This is a genomic window from Bradyrhizobium sp. GW821-FHT13H05 (genome assembly GCF_058804065.1).
Genome location: NZ_JBXAPO010000022.1, coordinates 69182 through 86007, shown reverse-complemented (window position 1 = coordinate 86007; position 16826 = coordinate 69182). Strand labels below are relative to the sequence as shown.

Here is a 16826-nt window from a genome sequence, read left to right as displayed (position 1 = left end):
ATGCTTTTGGGAGGGATCTGGCACTGAGGTCGTCAACGCTGGCCTCGCTTCGCTTAACTCGCTGCCTACTTTTGCATGAACGACGCCCAGCGCTTCTCGGCGGCCTCGCCCGCGGGCGAGGACCACCAGGCGTAGGACATCAGCGCCTGCCTGGCCGCGTTGGCGGGCTCGCTCGGCAATTGCGCGGCGCGCTCGGGCTTGATCACGTTGGTCTCGAACGCCTTGGGATTACCCGGGCCGTAGTCGATTTGGAGCGGCAGATTGGCCTGGTGCACGGGATCGACGGCTTCATTGAGGAACTTGACCGCCGTGTCGAGATTGGGCGCGCCCTTGAGGATGCAGAGCGAGGTGCTCTGAAGGATGCCCTGGTTATAGGTGAAGGCAACCTTGGCGCCTTCCTTGGCGACCGCGCTGACGCGGCCGTTCCAGGCCATCTCCATGTCGACCTCGCCGTCATTGAGCAGCTGGGCCGACTGCGCACCCGAGGTCCACCACACCGTGATGTGCGGCTTGATCTCTTCCAGCTTCTTGAACGCGCGGTCGACGTCGAGCGGGTAGAGCTTGTCCGGCGCGACGCCGTCGGCCATCAGCGCGGCCTCGAGCGTCGCGAACGGGTGGTTGCGCAGCGCGCGGCGGCCTGGAAATTTCTTCACGTCCCAGAAATCGGCCCAGCTGTTCGGCGCGTCCTTCGGAAAGGTCTTCTGGCTGTAGGACAGCACGCTGGAATAGAACTCGTAGGACACCGAATAGGGACTGCGATACGCCTCCGGCATCGCCGCGCCGTTTGGAATCTTCGAAAAGTCGAGCTTCTCGATCAGCCCCTGCTCGCCGCCGCGCAGGCAGTTGCCGGTCGGGGTGTCCACGACGTCCCAGATCGGCTTGCCGCTGCCGACCTGCGTCTTGATCGCCGGCCAGGCGTCGGGGATGGAATCCTGGTTGATGGTGATGCCGAGCTTCTTGGCGGAGGGATCGAGGATCGCCACCGTCTGCGCCTGCTGATAGGCGCCGCCTTGCGAGACAAAGGTGATCTGCTCGGCTGCGTTCGCCGCGGTACCACTGAGCGCGACCGCGCCCAACAAAGCGTAACCAAATTTCGTAGTCATCCTCGCCTCCTCCATCGCCAAAATGATCTCATTGACCGATCGCATCGAGAAACTGGTACCAGCCGGCGACCATGCGCACGGCGGGCTCACGCAGCGGATAGAACGGAATGGGTTTCATGCGCCGCGCGTCGAGCAGCCCGACATCGGGCGTCTCGCCGCGCACGAAGGCGGCGAGATAGCGGCCCATCAGGCTCGACATCGCAACGCCGGCGCCGTTGTAGCCCATCGAGAACAGCGTGCGGTCGTCGAACCGGCCGATATGCGGCACCGAGTCCATTGTCATCGCGACGAGGCCCGACCATTTGTATGCGAGCGGGACATCGGCCAGATCCGGGAAGATGCCGACCATCGCCTTGCGCAAGGCATCGAACGCGGATTCGGAGTCCTGCTTGCCGAAAGCGCCGCGGCCGCCGAAGATGACGCGATTGTCGACCATCCGGAACCAGCGCATCATGCGCTTGGTCTCGGTATAGGTCCGCCCCGTCGGCATCAGCTTGCCCGCGAGATTGCGCGGCAGCTGCTCGGTCGCGATCAGCGCGCTGCGGAACGGGATCAGCGTGCGCTGCATCTGCGCGGTCGCGCCGGTGAGATCGGAATAGCTGTTGGTGGCGATGATCGCCTGCTTGGCCCGCACCGCGCCTTTCGGCGTCTCGGCGACGACAACGCCGTTCTCGCGCCGGAGTTTTACGACCGGCGACTCCTGGAAGATGGGAACGCCGCGGCGCGCGACGCCGTTGGCGAGGCCGCGCAGATAGTTCAGAGGATGAATACCGCCCGAGCCGGGATTGAGCACGCCGCCGACGAAGATGTCCGAGCCGGTCTCCTCGCGCACGCCGCGCTTGTCGAGGATGCGGACCTCGGCATCGCCCATCTCGCGCGTCATCCAGTTGGCTTCGTCGATCGCGGCCTTCAGCGTCGTCTCGTTGTGGGCCGCCTTGACCTGGCCGGTCCGGGTCAGCGCCGCGCTGGTGATGCCGAATTCGGAGACCAGCTCCTCGACGATATCGGTCGATTCATGCGCGATCTCGTACATGCGCCGCGCCATGGCGCGGCCGTGCACGGCGTCGATCTCGCGGAACGAAAGACGGAATTTTGCGGTGATCACCCCACCATTGCGGCCACTGGCGCCCCAGCCGGGACGGTTGGCCTCGAGCACGATCGGCGACAGGCCGCTCTTGGCGATGTGGTGAGCTGCGGACAGGCCGGTATAGCCTGCACCGATGATCACCACATCCGCCTGTTGCTCGCCGGACAGCACGGGACAATCGCGCGCCGGCTCCGCCGTGGCTTCCCACAGCGAGTTGGCCGATGGCAGCGCGCGCCAGTCCCGTGTCATGCCCGCGCTCATCCGTTACGCAGCCGGTCCGATGGCCGCGTCGGCGAGCGCCTTCAGCGTCGGGAAATGGAAGTCCGGCTTGGTCAACGCCTCCACGGCTGGCGTGCCGCCGAAACCGGCGATGCCCTGGCGGCGCTCGATCCAGCACACCTTGTAGCCGAGCTTCCGCGCGATCCCGATGTCGTGATACTGGCTCTGCGCGACGTGCAGGATGTCGGACTGCTTGTAGCCGAACGCGGACTGGCGCCCCTTGTTGTAGGCGAAGAATTCCGGGTTCGGCTTGGCGACGCCGGTGTCGTCGGCGCAGACGGTATCGTCGAAGGGATTGCCGAGCGCGTGCGCGTAGCAGGACAGTGCGACGCGGTCGGCGTTGGTCATCGCAACCAGACGGAATTTCGTGCGCAGGCGCTTGAGCGCCTCGACGGAATCGGAGAACGGCCCCCAGCGCAGCACGGCGAGCTGGAACACGTCGCAGGACGCGTCATCCGCCGGCAACCCGAGCTCGGTGGCGAGATAGCGATAGACGTGAAACATCACCTCGCTCGAGCGCTCGTAATGCTTGTCGCGGCCGCGCTTGTAGGATTCGAAGATCTTGTCGTCGCTGAGCTCTGAAGGCGACTTGCCCGAGATCCTGCGCACCGCGGAGAGCACGCCGGTCTCGAAATCGATCAAGGTGCCGACGACGTCGAAGGTGAGGACCTTGAAATTGCTGAAGGCGGCTTGGGTCGACATATCAGGTTCTTCTCTCGGTTGGATGGAGCTTGGGTTCAGTCCACCCTGGGCACGACAATCGTGTCCTCGGGGTGAAGGGTGACGGTGAGGCTGCCGCCGAGCGGCGGGATGCGGCTGTAGGCCTGGTGGTAAGCCGGCTGACGCAGGCTGAGCGCGATGCCGCCTTCGAGCGAAAGGAAGATGCGCAGGCTCTCGCCCTGGTAGACGATGTCGGTGACCGTGCCGGTCAGCCGGTTGCAGGCGCCGTCCTGCCCGCCGTCGTCGATCAGCAGCTTTTCGCTGTGCACCGCGAGCATCAGCGCGTCACCATCAGGAATGGCGCGGGCACTGCGCAGCAGCGCGTTGCCCAGCGCAACGCTGGACGCATCGACACGGCGAACGGGCAACATTGTCGCCTCGCCGATGAAACTCGCCACGAAGGAATCGGCGGGGTGATCGTGCAGGCGCGCCGGCTCGTCGATCTGGATCAGCCTACCGTCCTTCATCACGGCGACGCGGTCGCTCATGGTCAGCGCCTCGCGCTGGTCATGGGTGACATAGATGATGGTAGCGCCGATGCGCCTGTGCAGCGCGCGCAGCTCGATCTGCATGGATTCGCGCAGCTGCTTGTCGAGCGCCGAGAGCGGCTCGTCCATCAGGATCAGCTGCGGCTCGAAGATCATGGCACGTGCGAGGGCCACGCGCTGGCGCTGACCGCCGGAGAGCTGCGCAATGCCGCGTTCCTCATAGCCGGCGAGGCCGACCATGCTGAGGGCCGCGCGCACCTTCTCGGGCCAGCTCGCTTTGGGCAGGCGGCGCGCGCGCAGGGGAAAGGCGACGTTCTCGCCGACGCTCATATGCGGGAACAGCGCGTAGTTCTGGAACACGACGCCGATGTCGCGCTTGTGCGGCGGCATCCAGGTGACGTCGCGGCCACCGAACAGGATTGTGCCCGACGTCGGCAGGATGAAGCCGCCGAGAATGCCAAGCAGCGTGGTCTTGCCGGAACCGGACGGGCCGAGCAGCGAGACGAATTCACCGGCGCCGACATTGAGGGAGACGTCGTCGAGGGCGCGAACCGCGCCGTAGGCCTTGCTCGCGGACCTGATCTCGACGCTTTCCGCTCGTTTGTCCAACGATCGCCCTCGCCATGCCCTGCAACGGCGTGCCTCACTGCGCGCCATAAGCCTGCTTTATAGACAGGGATTTGGAGCACTCACGGTCAAAGCGTGCGCCGCACCAAATCTTCTCGCGAAGCCCCTGTGTTTAGGCTGTCATGCCAATGACACCAGACTTGGCAAAACTGGGCAATTGCCAAATTCTCACGCATCCCATAACATGACGTTATGCCCGAGCTGCGTCGCATGCTGCCCTCCAGTAACGCCCTGTTCGTCTTCGACGCAGCGGCGCGCAATGGCAGCTTCACGGCGGCTGCCGCCGAACTGAACGTCACGCAGCCGGCCGTGAGCCGCATGCTTGGCCAGTTCGAAGAGCATCTCGGCGTCCGCCTGTTCGATCGCAAGGCGGGCCGCGCGGTGCTCACCGAGGAAGGCGAGCTGCTGTATCGCCGCGTGCTCGAAGGCTTTCGCAGCATCGAGAGCGGGCTGGTCGAAATCGAGCGGCGCCGCAAGGGCACCGAGACGGTGACGCTGTCGGTGTCCTCCGCCTTCACCACGCACTGGCTGATGCCGCGCATCGACAAGCTCCAGAAACAGTTTCCGCAAGTCGATCTGCGCTTCCAGCTGATCTCCGGCGCGCTGCGCGGACCGGTGGAGAATGTCGATCTCGGCATGCGCTTCCGCGACCGCGACGAGCCGTCATCCGGCGGCACGCTGGTGATGAAGGAAGTGATGCTGCCGATGTGCAGCCCCGGCTATCTCGGCGAGACCGATCCCGCCGAGGGCAACACCATCATCCGCCTCGCCGAGACACCCGGCGATTGGGCCGCGGATTATGAATCGCTGCTGACCGGGCGCCGAGGTGCGGCCAAGGCGCTGAGCTTCACCGACTATGCCGTCGTGATGCAGGCTGCCCTGCTCGGCCAGGGCATCGCGCTCGGCTGGCTCACTGTGGCCTCGCACTGGCTCTTGACCGGCGCGCTGGTGCCGGCGTCCGACAGGCTCACCACCACGCGCCGCATCTGCGAATTCCTGCCGCCGCGCAACCGGCCGATGCGCCCGATCGCCACCGAGATCCGCGACTGGATCATCGCGCAGATGCGGAGCGAGATCGCGGCGATCGACAGGCTCTACCCGAAACTCGGCGCGATGGCCGCCTGTTACTGAGCGGGCGTCAGCGCGGCGCAGTAACGATCGGGCAGGTGATCGCCGATCCCCGCCGGCAGCAGCACCGTGAGCCTGCCGACGACATCCGACCGCGTGTTCTCGGATACGCCGCTGAGGAGATTGCGGACCTGCTCGCCAATTCCAGCATTCGCCATTGGCTCATCCGAACCAACAGCTGCGGTGAGCTGGCTGGCGCTGAATTTGGCGCCGCGTGCACAGGCGAGATAACGGCCGACGTGATGAAAGCCAAGCCCGGGCGGAGGCACTGTCGGGACGATGTCGGTGCCGTGCACGAGACGATAGGTCGTCCTGCCGAACGTACCGTTGTAGAGGGCGACGAAATCGTCGCGGCCCACACGCGGACAGCCGTATAGATAGATCTGCGCGTCGGCGAGCTGGAGCTGCTCCCGCGCGAAGTCCGCAGTTGCCACCGCGATCGCGGCGCCCAGGCTGTGTCCGGTGATGAAGATCGGTGATTTGCGCGCCAGCGCTGCCGTCAATGCGCTCTTCACCTCGTCCCACACGGCCGCCGCCGCATCGACGAACCCCTGGTGCACGGGCGCCTTCGGCCGGCCGAGCGTGAAATCGCTGACCCAGTTCAGGAGATGAAGCGGGTCGGTGCCGGCGAAGGCGACGATGGTCGCGTTGCCCTTGTTGGCAACGATCCCGCGCGTGTCGGTCAGCGGCAGCGTCGACTGCGCCGGCTGGCTCAGCAGCTTGACGCCGGACAGATCCCAGAACGGAGAGACCCGGGTGATCGTATCCGGCACATGGGTCTCGTACGCGAGTTGCGACATCCACATCATCGCGCGAGCGATGTCGAGATCGAAGCCGGCCGACGTCTCGCTGAATTTTGCAAATGCCCGCCGGTCATATTGATCGGGAGGAAGCTCGACCAGGATGCTCACATCAAGCTCCTAAATGGCTTATGCTGCAATGCGTCGATCGAAAGCGGAATGGCGCCAGTCTCGCATATGGCTGGAGCTTTGACAATCTTTGCGCGTCCCCGGAACGTATTCTGCCTTCCCGCTTAAGAGGATAAGGTTGAAACGAGGCACCTTTCCCTCCACGTCATTGCGAGCGTAGCGAAACAATCCAGAGTCTTTCCGCGGAGGAATTCTGGATTGCTTCGCTACGCTCGCAATGACGTGGATAGAGCTTTTGTCTCTAACGATGCTCGATCGCGCGGATTGCGCCGCGCAGCTCGGCGAGACCGCGGAGACGGCCGATGGCGGTGTAGCCGGGATTGGTGCGCTTGGTGGCGGCGAGATCGTCCAGCATGCGGTGGCCGTGATCGGGGCGGAACACGATCCTCTTGTCGGTCGAACGCTGGGCGTTCTCCTTCAACAGCGCCTTCAACACCGCGACCATGTCGACGTCGCCATCGAGATGATCGGACTCGTAGAACGACAGGCCATCAGCCTCGCGCTTGGTCGCGCGCAGATGCGCAAAGGCGATGCGCGGGCCGAAGCGCTCGGCCATCTCAGGCAGATTGTTCTCCGCGCGCACGCCGAGCGAGCCCGTACACAGGCAGATGCCGTTGGCCTTGGACGGCACGGCATCGAACAGCGCCTGGTAGTCGTCTGCAGTCGAGGCAATGCGCGGCAGGCCGAACAGCGGCCGCGGCGGATCGTCCGGGTGCAGTGTCAGCGAGACCCCGAGTTGTTCGGCCACTGGCGCGACACGTCCCAAAAATTCGGCAAGATGCTGCCGCAGGATCTTTGGCGTGATGTCGCGATATGTTTCCAGCCGGTCGCGGAATTGCGGGATGGTCATCGGCTCGGTGGTCGAGCCGGGCAGCGCGCTGGCGATGGTCATGATGAGGTAGTCGATATCGGCCTGGCTCATCTTGTCGAACAGCTTTTTCGCGCGCGCCTGCTGCTCCGACGAATATTCCTGCACGGCGGCCGGGCGCTTGAGAATATGCAGCTCGAACGCCGCAAAGCGGTCCTGGTCGAAGCGCATGGCGCGGGCGCCGTTCGGCAGCTCCCATTCCAGATCGGTGCGGCACCAGTCGACCACAGGCATGAAGTTGTAGCAGATGATCTTGATGCCGGTGGCCGCGACCGCCTCCAGGCTCGCGATCCATGCCTCGATCGACTTCGTCGCCTTTCCGCCGAGACGTTTGACGTCATCGGGAATCGGAATCGATTCCACCACCGACCATGTCAGTTGCGAGCGGCCGGGTTGACCGTTCTCGACGAAATTCTTGCGCTCCTCGACCGCCTTGCGCGTCCAGGCCTCCCCGATCGGCATCTGATGCAGCGCCGAGACGATGTCGCTCGCCCCGGCCTGCCTGACATCGTCGAGCGAGACCGGATCGTCGGGCCCGTACCAGCGCCATCCCTCAAGCATCATGGGTTGTCTCCAATCAGTTGGCGGTGAGCACGACCTTGACGCTCTGCGAGCGGTCGAGCGCCAGCCGCAGCGCATCCGGCGCCGTCGACAGCGGCCGCTCGGCGGTGACGAGCGACAGCACGTCGACACTGCCTGAGCCAATCAGCTCCACCGCGGTCATGAACTCGAAGCCAAAACGGAACGAGCCACGCAGGTCGATTTCCTTGGCCATCACCGCATTCGACGGCGTCGGGATCTGGCCGCCCGGCAGATTGCCGATCTGCACCACGACGCCACCGCGCCTGACGATGCCGATGGCGCTAGCAAGACCCGCAGCCGTGCCTGAGACCTCGAACGCGACGTCATAGGGGCGCGCGGCCGCCTGCGCCTTCAGTCCCTCCTCGCCGCCCACGACGTTCTCGACGTGAGAAGCGCCGAGCCGCGTCGCAAAGGCGAGCGGCGCCGAGGCGATGTCGGCCACCGTGATGTCGGCCATGCCGGAACGGTGCGCCGCGAGCATGGTCAGAAGCCCGATCGGGCCGGCACCGAAGATGATGCCGCGCTTGCCTTCGATGTTGCCGGCGCGCGCGACCGCATGCAGACAGACCGCGAGCGGCTCGGCCAGCGCCGCAGCCTGATAGGAGACGTGGTCAGGGATCTTCACGCACTGTGCAGGGACCGCGTCGAAGTAATTGGCGAAGCCGCCCTGCATGTGCGGCGTCTTCGAGGCCGAGCCCATGAAGTAGATGTTCTCGCACAGATTCGGCCGGCCCTCGCGGCAGGCGACGCAATGGCCGCACCAGCGCGACGGGTTGACGGCGACGCGGTCACCGACCTTCAGATTGGCGGCAGAGCCTGCGATCTCCACGACCTCGCCCGAGATTTCATGTCCCAGCACCAGCGGCGACTTCACCACGAAATCGCCGGTGCGGGCATGGCGGAAGTAATGCATGTCCGAGCCGCAGATGCCGCCGGCGCCAAAGCGGATGCGCACCATGCCGGATGCCAGCTTGTCGAGCGGATGCTCGATCATCCGCAGATCTTCGGGGCCGAACAGGGTTGCGGCGAGAGCAGTCGAGGTCATTTGGAAAGTCCCATGTATTTTGGCAGCCAGAGGGTCAGTTCGGGAATGTAGGTGATCGCGATCAGCGCGATCATGAGCGGCACCAGCCAGGGCAGGATCGCCACCGTCGTGCGCTCGACCGAGAGTTTTGCCACGCGGGCGAGCACGAACAATACCATCCCGAGCGGCGGATGCAGCAGGCCGATCATCAGGTTCAGCGTCATGATCAGGCCGAAGTGGATCGGATCGATGCCGAGCTTGAGCACGATCGGCAGCAGGATCGGCACCAGAATGGTGATCGCCGCCGTGGTGTCGATGAAGCAGCCGACGAACAGGATCAGGACGTTGGCGAGCGCCAAAAACACCCATTTGTTGTGAGTGATGCTGAGCATCCAGTCCGACAGCATCTGGGCTGCCTGCGACACCGTGAGCAACCAGGCGAAGATCGAGGCGGCCGTGACGATGAACAGCACCGAGGCCGTGGTCTCGATGGTGTCGAAGGTCGCCTTCGCCACCGTCTTCAAGGTCATGGTGCGGTAGCGCACGAGGCCGAGGAACAGCGACCAGATCACCGCGGCGACGGCAGCCTCCGTCGGCGTGAACCAGCCCAGCGTCATGCCGCCAATCAGGATCACCGGCGCCATCAGCGCCATCACCGCGGAGAAGTCGAAGTACCAGTCGATGGCGAGCAGCGCGCCGAGCCCGATGACGACCGCCATGTTGGTCGACATGCCGGCAACCACCATCAGCCAGATCGCGAGCGGGAAAGCCAGCACGATGGCGATCTCGAGGCCGGCCGAGCCGAGCTGCGGCCAGGAGAACGGCGTGTCGCTGCCCCATTTGTTCTTGTGCGCGAAGTAGGTGACGGTCGCCATCATCAGCAGCGTCATGACAATGCCGGGAATGACACCGGCCAGGAACAGCGCACCGATCGAGACGTTCGCCATCATGCCGTAGATCACGAAGGGCAGCGAGGGCGGAATGATGGGCCCGAGCGTCGCGGAGGCCGCGGTGACGCCGACCGAGAACTCGGTGGAGTAGCCGTGGTCCTTCATGGCCTTGATCTCGATGGTGCCGAGGCCGGCAGCATCCGCGATCGCGGTGCCGGACATTCCTGAGAAGATCACCGAGCCGATGATGTTGACGTGGCCGAGACCACCGCGCATCCAGCCGACCAATGCGACCGCGAATTTGTAGATGCGTCCGGTGACGCCGGCGATGTTCATGAGGTTGCCGGCCAGGATGAAGAACGGCACGGCGAGCAGCGGAAAGCTCTCGACGCCGGCGATCATGCGCTGCGCCAGCGTGACGTCGGGCGTCACGCCGCTGACCAGGATGTAGAGCAGCGACGACGCGGCCATGGCAATCGCCACGGGAACGCCGAGCAGCATCAGGACGAGAAATCCACCAAGCAACAGCAACATGGCATTACCCTTCAAAACCGTCGTAGGCGCCGGGACGTTCGAGGATCGAATAACCCTGTCGCAAATGTTGGATGGCCACCTGCACCGAGCGCACGAACATCAGCACGAAGCCGGCCAGCACGGCGTAGTAGACGTAGTCCTTGGGCAGATTGATCGTGGTCATCGATTCATCGCCGATGATCTGGATGTAGACCCAGACCAGCTTGATCGCGTAGCCGAAGAACGCGATCCGGATCAGGTCGATCGCCGTCGACAGCGCGCGCGCGACGAGATGCGGCAGATAGCGGTAGATCAGGTCGACCTGAATGTGCCGCGACAGTCGCACGCACATCGAGGCGCCGATGAAGACCACGCCGATCAGGCAGTAGGTCGCGATCTCTTCGGTCCAGGCATAGCTGTCGTTAAGAACGTAGCGGGTGAAGAACTGGAGGAAGACGGCGAGCGCCATCACCCAGAAGATCGCCAGCGCCACCCAGTCCTCGAAAGCGTAGACGCCGAGATCGACCTTCGGCGCTGCCTCTTCCTCGAAGGTATGGGCGATCTCGTCCGCGGTGATCTGCCGGTGTATTTCGGCGATGGACATGGGGGGACTCCTCAAACTGGATCACGTCGTTCCGGGATGGTGCGTAAGCACCAGACCCGGAACCTCGAGATCCCGGGTTCGGTCCTGCGGACCGCCCCGGGATGACGACGACGTCGTCACTTCACCGCCTGGATGCGTTCCCAGTCGGCCTTGCGATAGCCGAAGGTCTCGAACGGGACGTTCTTCAGCACGATGTCGCGGAACTCGTTCTTGTCGACTTCGGTGACGGTCAGGCCCTTCTCCTTGAAGAAGGCGACCAGCTTGGCCTCGTTCTGCTTGATCTCCGCGGTCGCCTTGGCGGCGGCTTCCTGCGCCACGTCGGTGAAGATCTTCTTGTCTTCGTCGCTCAGCTTCTTCCAGAGCGCGCCGGCGACCACGGTGTTGAGGTGGTCGACGATGTGGCCGGTCAGCACGATGTGCTTCTGCACCTCGTAGAACTTCTTGGCCTCGATCGTGGTCAGCGGGTTCTCCTGCGCCTCGACGGTGCCGTTCTGGAGCGCGAGGTAGACTTCGGCGAATGCGATCGGCGCGGTGTTAGCGCCGCAGGCGCGCGGCATCGCGAGATAGGCCGGAACGTCGGGCACGCGCATCTTCAGGCCCTTGAGGTCGGCGCAGCTCTTGATCGGCTTGTTCGACGAGGTCTGGCGCACGCCGTAATAGGTCACCGCGACGATGTGGTGGCCGCTCTTGTCCTCATAGCCCTTGGCGAGCTCCTTGAAGATGTCGCTCTTGGTGTAGGCGAGGAGATGATCGGCGTCGCGGAAGGTGTAGGGATAATAGGTCACGCCGATCGGCGGGAAGCTCTTGGCCGCAAAGCTCGAGCCGGAGATAATGATGTCGACCGAGCCGAGCGAGAGGCCCTGGTTGATGTCGGCTTCCTTGCCGAGCTGCGAGGCCGGATAAACGTCGACCGTGTAGCGCCCGTTGGTGCGCTTGCCGATCTCCTGCGCGGCCCACACTGAGGCGGTGTGGAACGGCTCCGAGGTCTCGTAGACATGGGCCCATTTGAGCTTGGTCTGCGCCATGCCAACCTGGGTGGTCGCAAACATTGCCGCGGCCGAGACCGCGAGCATCATCGTCATCTTCTTCAACACTGATTTTTCCTCCATCTTCTAAGTCTGCTTCTTGTTCACCCGCCGCCGCTCGCGGAGACGGGCCGCCCAATCTCATCGCTTTCGCGCGCTGCCGCCCTTTGCTTGCTTCTTCGACGCTCGTTCTGGTTTTGCCGGCTTTACCGGGGATCGCGCTGTCCGACCGCGCGCCGGGGACGGTCCTGTCGCGGTCTCAGCCCCAAAGTTCTGCGCGAAGCGCTCCTGCGAGCGCGCCAGATGTTTTCGCATGGCATCGCGGGCTGCTTCGGGATCATGCGCCGCAATCGCATCACGCACGGCGCGGTGCTCGTCGAGCGCGGTTCGCCAGGTGCCCGGGCTCTCGAAATAATGCGCAAGCTGCGCGAAATAGGGGTTGAGGCGCTGGTCGAACAGCTCGCCGACCACGCGCACCAGAACGGCATTGCCGAGGCTTCCGGCGATCGCGACGTGGAAGGCGCGGTCGTGCACCATCGAGGCTTCGCCGGGATGCTCGACATTCTCCATCGCGACAAGAGACGCGTCGATGCGGGCGATATCGTCCTTGGTCGCGGCGCGCGCGGCCTGCTCGGCGATGGCGCCTTCCAGGAATTCGCGGGCACGCAGCAGCTCGAACGGGCCTTCGATGACGGCAGCTGCGGGCGCGGGCGCAGCATCCGCCGGCTCGATCACATAGATGCCGGAGCCGACGCGGATGCGGACGCGGCCTTCGACCTCGAGCGCGATCAGGGCTTCGCGCACCGTCGGCCGCGACACCTTGAGTTGCTCGGCGAGCTCACGCTCGGTCGGCAAGCGGCTGCCGACCGCGTACTCGCCGCTGTCGATCAGGCTTCGCAATTGATCGGCGATTTGGCGATAGAGCCGTCTCGCCTCCACAGCTTCCAGCGGCACGCTGGCCTCCCCGCAAAGGGTCTCGCGGGATCGTCCAGACCCGCGGCCCGCCAATTTTGGAACATTGGCCTTACCAATTGACCAGAGCATTGACCTGATACGGTCGCCATGTCAAGCAACGGCAAAGCAAAGGGGAGACGTCCATGCGGCTTGATTCAGTGCGCCTTGGCCGCGCCAATCTCGACCGGCTGCCACCTGGCATCCGCCGCCCGGCCTATGACCGTTCGCGCGTTACGCCCGGTATCGTGCATCTCGGCCTCGGGGCCTTTCATCGCGCCCATCAGGCCGTCGTCATCGACGACTGCCTTGCCGCGGGCAGCACGTCCTGGGGCATCATCGGCGCAAGCCTGCGCAGCCCGGATACGCGCGACGCCCTCGCCCCGCAGGACCATCTCTACACCGTCGCCGTACGATCAGCCGAAGGCACCGAACACCGCGTCATCGGTGCGCTGCTCGACAGCGTCGTCGCGCGCGAGAAGCCGGCAGCACTGGTTGACCGGATGGCCGATCCCGCCATTCGCATCGTCTCGCTCACCGTCACCGAGAAGGGCTATTGCCACACGCCGCAGACCGGCGATCTCGACGAGCGGCATCCCGATGTCGTGCACGATCTCAACAATTTTGACGCGCCGCGCTCAGCGCCGGGCTTCATCGTGGCTGCGCTGGCGCGGCGGCGGGCGCAGGGGCTGGCGCCTTTCACCGTGCTGTGCTGCGACAATCTGGCCGCCAATGGCCACACCGTGCAGCGGATCGTGACGCAGTTCGCGGCGCTGCGTTCGAAGGACCTCGGCAAGTGGATCGCAGATCATGTCGCCTTCCCCTCAACCATGGTCGACCGCATCGTGCCGGAAACGACGGATGCCGATCGGGACGCGGTCTCGAATGCGCTCGGCCTGCGCGACGCCTGGCCGGTGATGACCGAGCCGTTTACCCAATGGGTGGTCGAGGACCGTTTCACGGCGGGCCGGCCCGATCTTGCCGCCGCCGGCGTCGAGCTCGTCACTGACGTCAAGCCGTTCGAGCTGATGAAGCTGCGGTTGCTCAACGCCAGCCATTCCGCGCTGGCCTATCTCGGCTATCTCGCGGGCTACGAGACCATCGCCGACACCATGCGCGATCCGAACTTTGCGCGCCTCGCCGCGCAGGTGATGGAGGAGGCCGCGGTGACGCTGACGATGCCCGTTGGCACCGACCTCGCCGCCTATCGCGCCTCGCTGCTCAAGCGCTTCGCCAACCCGGCGCTGCATCACCGCACCTGGCAGATCGCGATGGACGGCTCGCAAAAGCTGCCGCAGCGCCTGCTCGGCGCGATGCAGGATCGCCTCGCCAGGAACCTGCCGATCGCGACACATGCGCTCGCGGTGGCCGGCTGGATGCGTTACGTCACCGCAACAGACGAACTGGGCGGCGCCATCGACGTGCGCGATCCCCTTGCCGCCGAGTTCGCAGGCTTGGCGCGCGAGGCGGGTCCGGTGGCCGAACGGCTCGCGTCTGCGTTGCTCGGCGTCGAAAAAGTGTTCGGACCGCTGGGCGCCGAGCCGCGCCTGCGCGAGGCCGTGACCGCAGCACTCGGCCGTCTTTATAAGGATGGCGCGCGGCGGGCAGTGGAGACGCACGTCTCGGCGTGATCACAAAGTGGGCAACAGCGTCTTGAATGCTGCACTGCGGTCAAACTCGAACACAAATCGAACGGAAGTCGCGCTTGATTTTTGCCTGCCATTGCCCCACCCGAGAGGCATGGCAAAGGACAACAAGGTCATCGCCGCAAACGCGGCTTTTTACACCGCCTTTTCGACCGGCGACTTCGCCGAAATGGAGCGGATGTGGGCGGATGACGACGCTATTTCCTGCATCCATCCCGGCTGGCCGGCGATCATCGGCCGCGCCACGGTGATCGGAAGCTGGCGCGATATCCTGCAAAATCCGGAAAGACCGCAGATCGTCTGCGCCGAACCGCAGGCCATCGTCGACGGCGACAGCGCGCGCGTGCTCTGCATCGAGATCGTCGACGGCACCGCTTTGGCTGCCGCCAACCATTTTCGGCGCGTCGGCGACGGCTGGCGCCTGGTGCATCATCAGTCGAGCCCAATCGCCCAGATTGTCGAGCAGGCTGAGGATGATAGAGCGAGCCACCGCGTCCACTGACGACGACCCTCACGCCGGCGTGATCTACTGTGCATGGGGTTGTTTTTCAGTTTTTTGTTTTGGGCCTTCGGATTCCGACAGATCGTCCAGCACGAACCGCGCCTCGGCGAAGTCATCATCCCGGAAGAACATGCTTCGGATGATGATGACCGGAATGTTCGCCCGCGAGGCTGAGATCAGCCCATTAGCGGAATCCTCGATCGCGACACACTCCGAAGGCTTCAGCTTCAGCCGCGCCAGGACCTCGAGATAGACGTCCGGCGCAGGCTTCTTGTGCCTGACGTCATCGCCGGCAACGATCGCATCAAAATCGGCAGCCCAGCGTGCCCCCAGCGCCTGCGACAGCAGTGCATCGATGTTGCCGTGCGCGGTGGTGGTCGCGATCGCGAGCCGCTGACCGCGCGCCTTCGCCGCAGCCAGCAGCTCCGCTATGCCGGGCCTTAAGGGGCAGCAGCCTGTCTCGATCAGCTCGGCGTAGCGCGCCGTCTTGATGCCGTGAATCTCGGCGATGTCCCCGTCTGACAAGGGCGGCGCGATCCACTGCCTCGCGTGGCAGGCGCGGATGCGTTCCTTTCCGCCGGTGACCCGCAGCAGGTCCTTGTAGGCGGCACGATCCCAATGCCAGTCGAGACCGTGACGGGCAAAGGCGTGGTTGAAGGCCTGCCGATGCAATTCCTCCGTCTCGGCCAGGGTGCCGTCGACATCGAAGATCAGCGCGGCAGCGCCCCGGATCAGTCCGGTGGCACCGGATGGCGCTATGGTCGCCGCTTCTGCCCGCATGATCGACGCCTCCCTGGTACGACCATCGCCTGGGGCGGCGAGCCAGTAAAATCGCAATATCTTTTGCCGGACCCAAAAATCTCTTATGAGCGGAGGGCGCGCAGCTGGCGCGAGGGGAACTCCGACCTCCACGGGAGACGCATGCGGCTCTTCATCCTTGGCCTCGGCTACAGTGCCCGGCATTTCGTCCGCAAATTCGGCGGCGCCTTCTCGCACATCGCCGGCACGGTGCGGGATCCCGCGCAACGGAACGGCCTTGCGGACATCGAGCTGCACGCCTTCTCCGGCAATAGTCCCGCACGCGAGACGGTCGAACTGGTCCGCGATGCCGACGTCCTTCTCGTATCGATCCCGCCCGGCAGCGCCGGCGATCCCGCACTCGCGGCCTTCGCGGACGTGCTGGCAGCGGGCGATCGCAAGATCATCTACCTGTCCACGATCGGGGTGTATGGCGATCACGCAGGCAGCTGGGTGGACGAGAGCACGCCGCCGCAGGCCGTCTTCGAGCGCACGCGCATGCGGCTCGCGGCGGAGCAGGCCTGGACCGACACGGCGCGTGGCGACGTCACGATCCTGCGGCTGGCCGGCATCTACGGCCCCGGCCGCAATGCGCTGGTGACGCTGCGCGCCGGAACGGCCCGCCGCATCATCAAGCCCGGGCAGGTCTTCAACCGCATTCACGCCGACGACATCGCGAGCACGATCATGGGCGCGGTTCGTCACGAGGGCAGCGGCATCTTCAACGTCTGCGACGACGAGCCCGCGCCGCCGCAGGACGTGATCGCCTATGCCGCAGAACTCATGGGCGTGGCGCCGCCGCCGGAAGAGGCGTTCGAGACCGCCGAGATGTCGGCGATGGCGCGCAGCTTCTATGCCAGCAGCGCCCGCGTCTCCAATGCGAAGCTGAAGCGCGAACTCGGCGTCACGCTGGCTTATCCGACCTACCGCAACGCCCTGGAGGCGCTGTGGCGCGAGGGCGAAGGACGCTAGGGTTCCGGCGCCTCCCGCGCCATCCAGACATGCCCTGCCCGCGCTTGACTTCGCCCCGGTGCGGTCGTGATCTAGGCGTCGCGCGAGCCA

Annotated in this window: 16 protein-coding genes; 4 read left to right on the top strand and 12 right to left on the bottom strand. The window is 64.9% G+C overall.

Going from position 1 to position 16826, the window contains the following annotated elements:
• Positions 1–65: 65 nt before the first annotated feature.
• The 4 genes from AC1RR3_RS36925 to AC1RR3_RS36910 are packed head-to-tail and all read right to left on the bottom strand — an operon-like array spanning position 66 to position 4286.
• Positions 66–1103, bottom strand: a complete 1038-nt coding sequence (locus tag AC1RR3_RS36925) for an ABC transporter substrate-binding protein (protein ID WP_492829965.1) — start codon at positions 1101–1103, stop codon at positions 66–68.
• A gap of 28 nt (positions 1104–1131) precedes the next feature.
• Entirely contained in the window at positions 1132–2439 is a 1308-nt protein-coding gene (locus tag AC1RR3_RS36920) for an NAD(P)/FAD-dependent oxidoreductase (protein WP_492829964.1), read from the bottom strand.
• A 15-nt stretch (positions 2440–2454) separates the two neighbouring features.
• Positions 2455–3171, bottom strand: a complete 717-nt coding sequence (locus AC1RR3_RS36915) for an HAD family hydrolase (RefSeq protein ID WP_492829962.1) — start codon at positions 3169–3171, stop codon at positions 2455–2457.
• A gap of 35 nt (positions 3172–3206) precedes the next feature.
• Positions 3207–4286: an ABC transporter ATP-binding protein gene (locus AC1RR3_RS36910; protein ID WP_492829960.1), complete on the bottom strand. Its 1080-nt coding sequence runs from the start codon at positions 4284–4286 to the stop codon at positions 3207–3209.
• A gap of 210 nt (positions 4287–4496) precedes the next feature.
• On the opposite strand from AC1RR3_RS36910, the gene AC1RR3_RS36905 reads away from it, so the two are divergent.
• Positions 4497–5435 carry a LysR family transcriptional regulator gene (locus AC1RR3_RS36905; RefSeq protein ID WP_492829959.1) on the top strand — a complete coding sequence of 313 codons (939 nt, stop codon included), beginning with the start codon at positions 4497–4499 and terminating at the stop codon, positions 5433–5435.
• Here AC1RR3_RS36905 and AC1RR3_RS36900 read toward each other — a convergent pair.
• From AC1RR3_RS36900 to AC1RR3_RS36870, 7 genes are all read right to left on the bottom strand, one after another.
• The gene (locus AC1RR3_RS36900) at positions 5429–6343 is read right to left on the bottom strand and encodes a lipase family protein (protein ID WP_492829957.1); all 915 of its coding nucleotides are present in this window, start codon (positions 6341–6343) and stop codon (positions 5429–5431) included. The two genes, AC1RR3_RS36905 and AC1RR3_RS36900, sit on opposite strands and share 7 nt — an antisense overlap.
• A 259-nt stretch (positions 6344–6602) precedes the next feature.
• A complete protein-coding gene (uxuA, locus tag AC1RR3_RS36895) occupies positions 6603–7793 on the bottom strand; it encodes a mannonate dehydratase (protein WP_492829955.1) in 1191 nt (396 codons plus the stop codon).
• 13 nt (positions 7794–7806) lie between these two features.
• The gene (locus tag AC1RR3_RS36890; protein ID WP_492829953.1) at positions 7807–8856 is read right to left on the bottom strand and encodes an L-idonate 5-dehydrogenase; all 1050 of its coding nucleotides are present in this window, start codon (positions 8854–8856) and stop codon (positions 7807–7809) included.
• Positions 8853–10259 (bottom strand): TRAP transporter large permease, encoded by a 1407-nt coding sequence (locus tag AC1RR3_RS36885; protein ID WP_492829951.1) that lies wholly within the window; start codon positions 10257–10259, stop codon positions 8853–8855. The genes AC1RR3_RS36890 and AC1RR3_RS36885 overlap by 4 nt, the downstream gene beginning before the upstream one ends.
• Before the next feature lie 4 nt (positions 10260–10263).
• A complete protein-coding gene (locus AC1RR3_RS36880; protein WP_492829949.1) occupies positions 10264–10842 on the bottom strand; it encodes a TRAP transporter small permease in 579 nt (192 codons plus the stop codon).
• A gap of 116 nt (positions 10843–10958) precedes the next feature.
• On the bottom strand, positions 10959–11918 hold the full coding sequence (locus AC1RR3_RS36875; RefSeq protein ID WP_492830020.1) for a sialic acid TRAP transporter substrate-binding protein SiaP: 960 nt from the start codon (positions 11916–11918) through the stop codon (positions 10959–10961).
• 90 nt (positions 11919–12008) lie between these two features.
• The gene (locus tag AC1RR3_RS36870) at positions 12009–12821 is read right to left on the bottom strand and encodes a FadR/GntR family transcriptional regulator (protein ID WP_492829947.1); all 813 of its coding nucleotides are present in this window, start codon (positions 12819–12821) and stop codon (positions 12009–12011) included.
• A 143-nt stretch (positions 12822–12964) separates the two neighbouring features.
• Between AC1RR3_RS36870 and AC1RR3_RS36865 the strand changes: the two genes are divergently transcribed.
• Entirely contained in the window at positions 12965–14449 is a 1485-nt protein-coding gene (locus tag AC1RR3_RS36865) for a mannitol dehydrogenase family protein (RefSeq protein ID WP_492829945.1), read from the top strand.
• A 109-nt stretch (positions 14450–14558) separates the two neighbouring features.
• Positions 14559–14966 carry a nuclear transport factor 2 family protein gene (locus AC1RR3_RS36860; RefSeq protein WP_492830019.1) on the top strand — a complete coding sequence of 136 codons (408 nt, stop codon included), beginning with the start codon at positions 14559–14561 and terminating at the stop codon, positions 14964–14966.
• A 24-nt stretch (positions 14967–14990) separates the two neighbouring features.
• Here AC1RR3_RS36860 and AC1RR3_RS36855 read toward each other — a convergent pair whose 3' ends face one another.
• Positions 14991–15746, bottom strand: a complete 756-nt coding sequence (locus tag AC1RR3_RS36855) for an HAD family hydrolase (protein WP_492830017.1) — start codon at positions 15744–15746, stop codon at positions 14991–14993.
• A gap of 141 nt (positions 15747–15887) precedes the next feature.
• Between AC1RR3_RS36855 and AC1RR3_RS36850 the strand changes: the two genes are divergently transcribed.
• Complete coding sequence (locus tag AC1RR3_RS36850; protein ID WP_492829943.1) at positions 15888–16736, top strand: SDR family oxidoreductase; 849 nt, start codon at positions 15888–15890, stop codon at positions 16734–16736.
• The last annotated feature ends 90 nt before the right edge of the window (positions 16737–16826 follow it).

What these genes read in the sequence shown, in the direction of transcription:
- AC1RR3_RS36880 (WP_492829949.1), bottom strand. Translation starts at nt 10,842, where the DNA reads ATGTCCATCGCCGAAATACACCGGCAGATCACCGCGGACGAGATCGCC.
- AC1RR3_RS36905 (WP_492829959.1), top strand. Translation starts at nt 4,497, where the DNA reads ATGCCCGAGCTGCGTCGCATGCTGCCCTCCAGTAACGCCCTGTTCGTC.
- AC1RR3_RS36875 (WP_492830020.1), bottom strand. Translation starts at nt 11,918, where the DNA reads ATGATGCTCGCGGTCTCGGCCGCGGCAATGTTTGCGACCACCCAGGTT.
- AC1RR3_RS36925 (WP_492829965.1), bottom strand. Translation starts at nt 1,103, where the DNA reads ATGACTACGAAATTTGGTTACGCTTTGTTGGGCGCGGTCGCGCTCAGT.
- AC1RR3_RS36855 (WP_492830017.1), bottom strand. Translation starts at nt 15,746, where the DNA reads ATGCGGGCAGAAGCGGCGACCATAGCGCCATCCGGTGCCACCGGACTG.
- AC1RR3_RS36920 (WP_492829964.1), bottom strand. Translation starts at nt 2,439, where the DNA reads ATGACACGGGACTGGCGCGCGCTGCCATCGGCCAACTCGCTGTGGGAA.
- AC1RR3_RS36865 (WP_492829945.1), top strand. Translation starts at nt 12,965, where the DNA reads ATGCGGCTTGATTCAGTGCGCCTTGGCCGCGCCAATCTCGACCGGCTG.
- uxuA (WP_492829955.1), bottom strand. Translation starts at nt 7,793, where the DNA reads ATGATGCTTGAGGGATGGCGCTGGTACGGGCCCGACGATCCGGTCTCG.
- AC1RR3_RS36890 (WP_492829953.1), bottom strand. Translation starts at nt 8,856, where the DNA reads ATGACCTCGACTGCTCTCGCCGCAACCCTGTTCGGCCCCGAAGATCTG.
- AC1RR3_RS36850 (WP_492829943.1), top strand. Translation starts at nt 15,888, where the DNA reads ATGCGGCTCTTCATCCTTGGCCTCGGCTACAGTGCCCGGCATTTCGTC.
- AC1RR3_RS36915 (WP_492829962.1), bottom strand. Translation starts at nt 3,171, where the DNA reads ATGTCGACCCAAGCCGCCTTCAGCAATTTCAAGGTCCTCACCTTCGAC.
- AC1RR3_RS36885 (WP_492829951.1), bottom strand. Translation starts at nt 10,259, where the DNA reads ATGTTGCTGTTGCTTGGTGGATTTCTCGTCCTGATGCTGCTCGGCGTT.
- AC1RR3_RS36860 (WP_492830019.1), top strand. Translation starts at nt 14,559, where the DNA reads ATGGCAAAGGACAACAAGGTCATCGCCGCAAACGCGGCTTTTTACACC.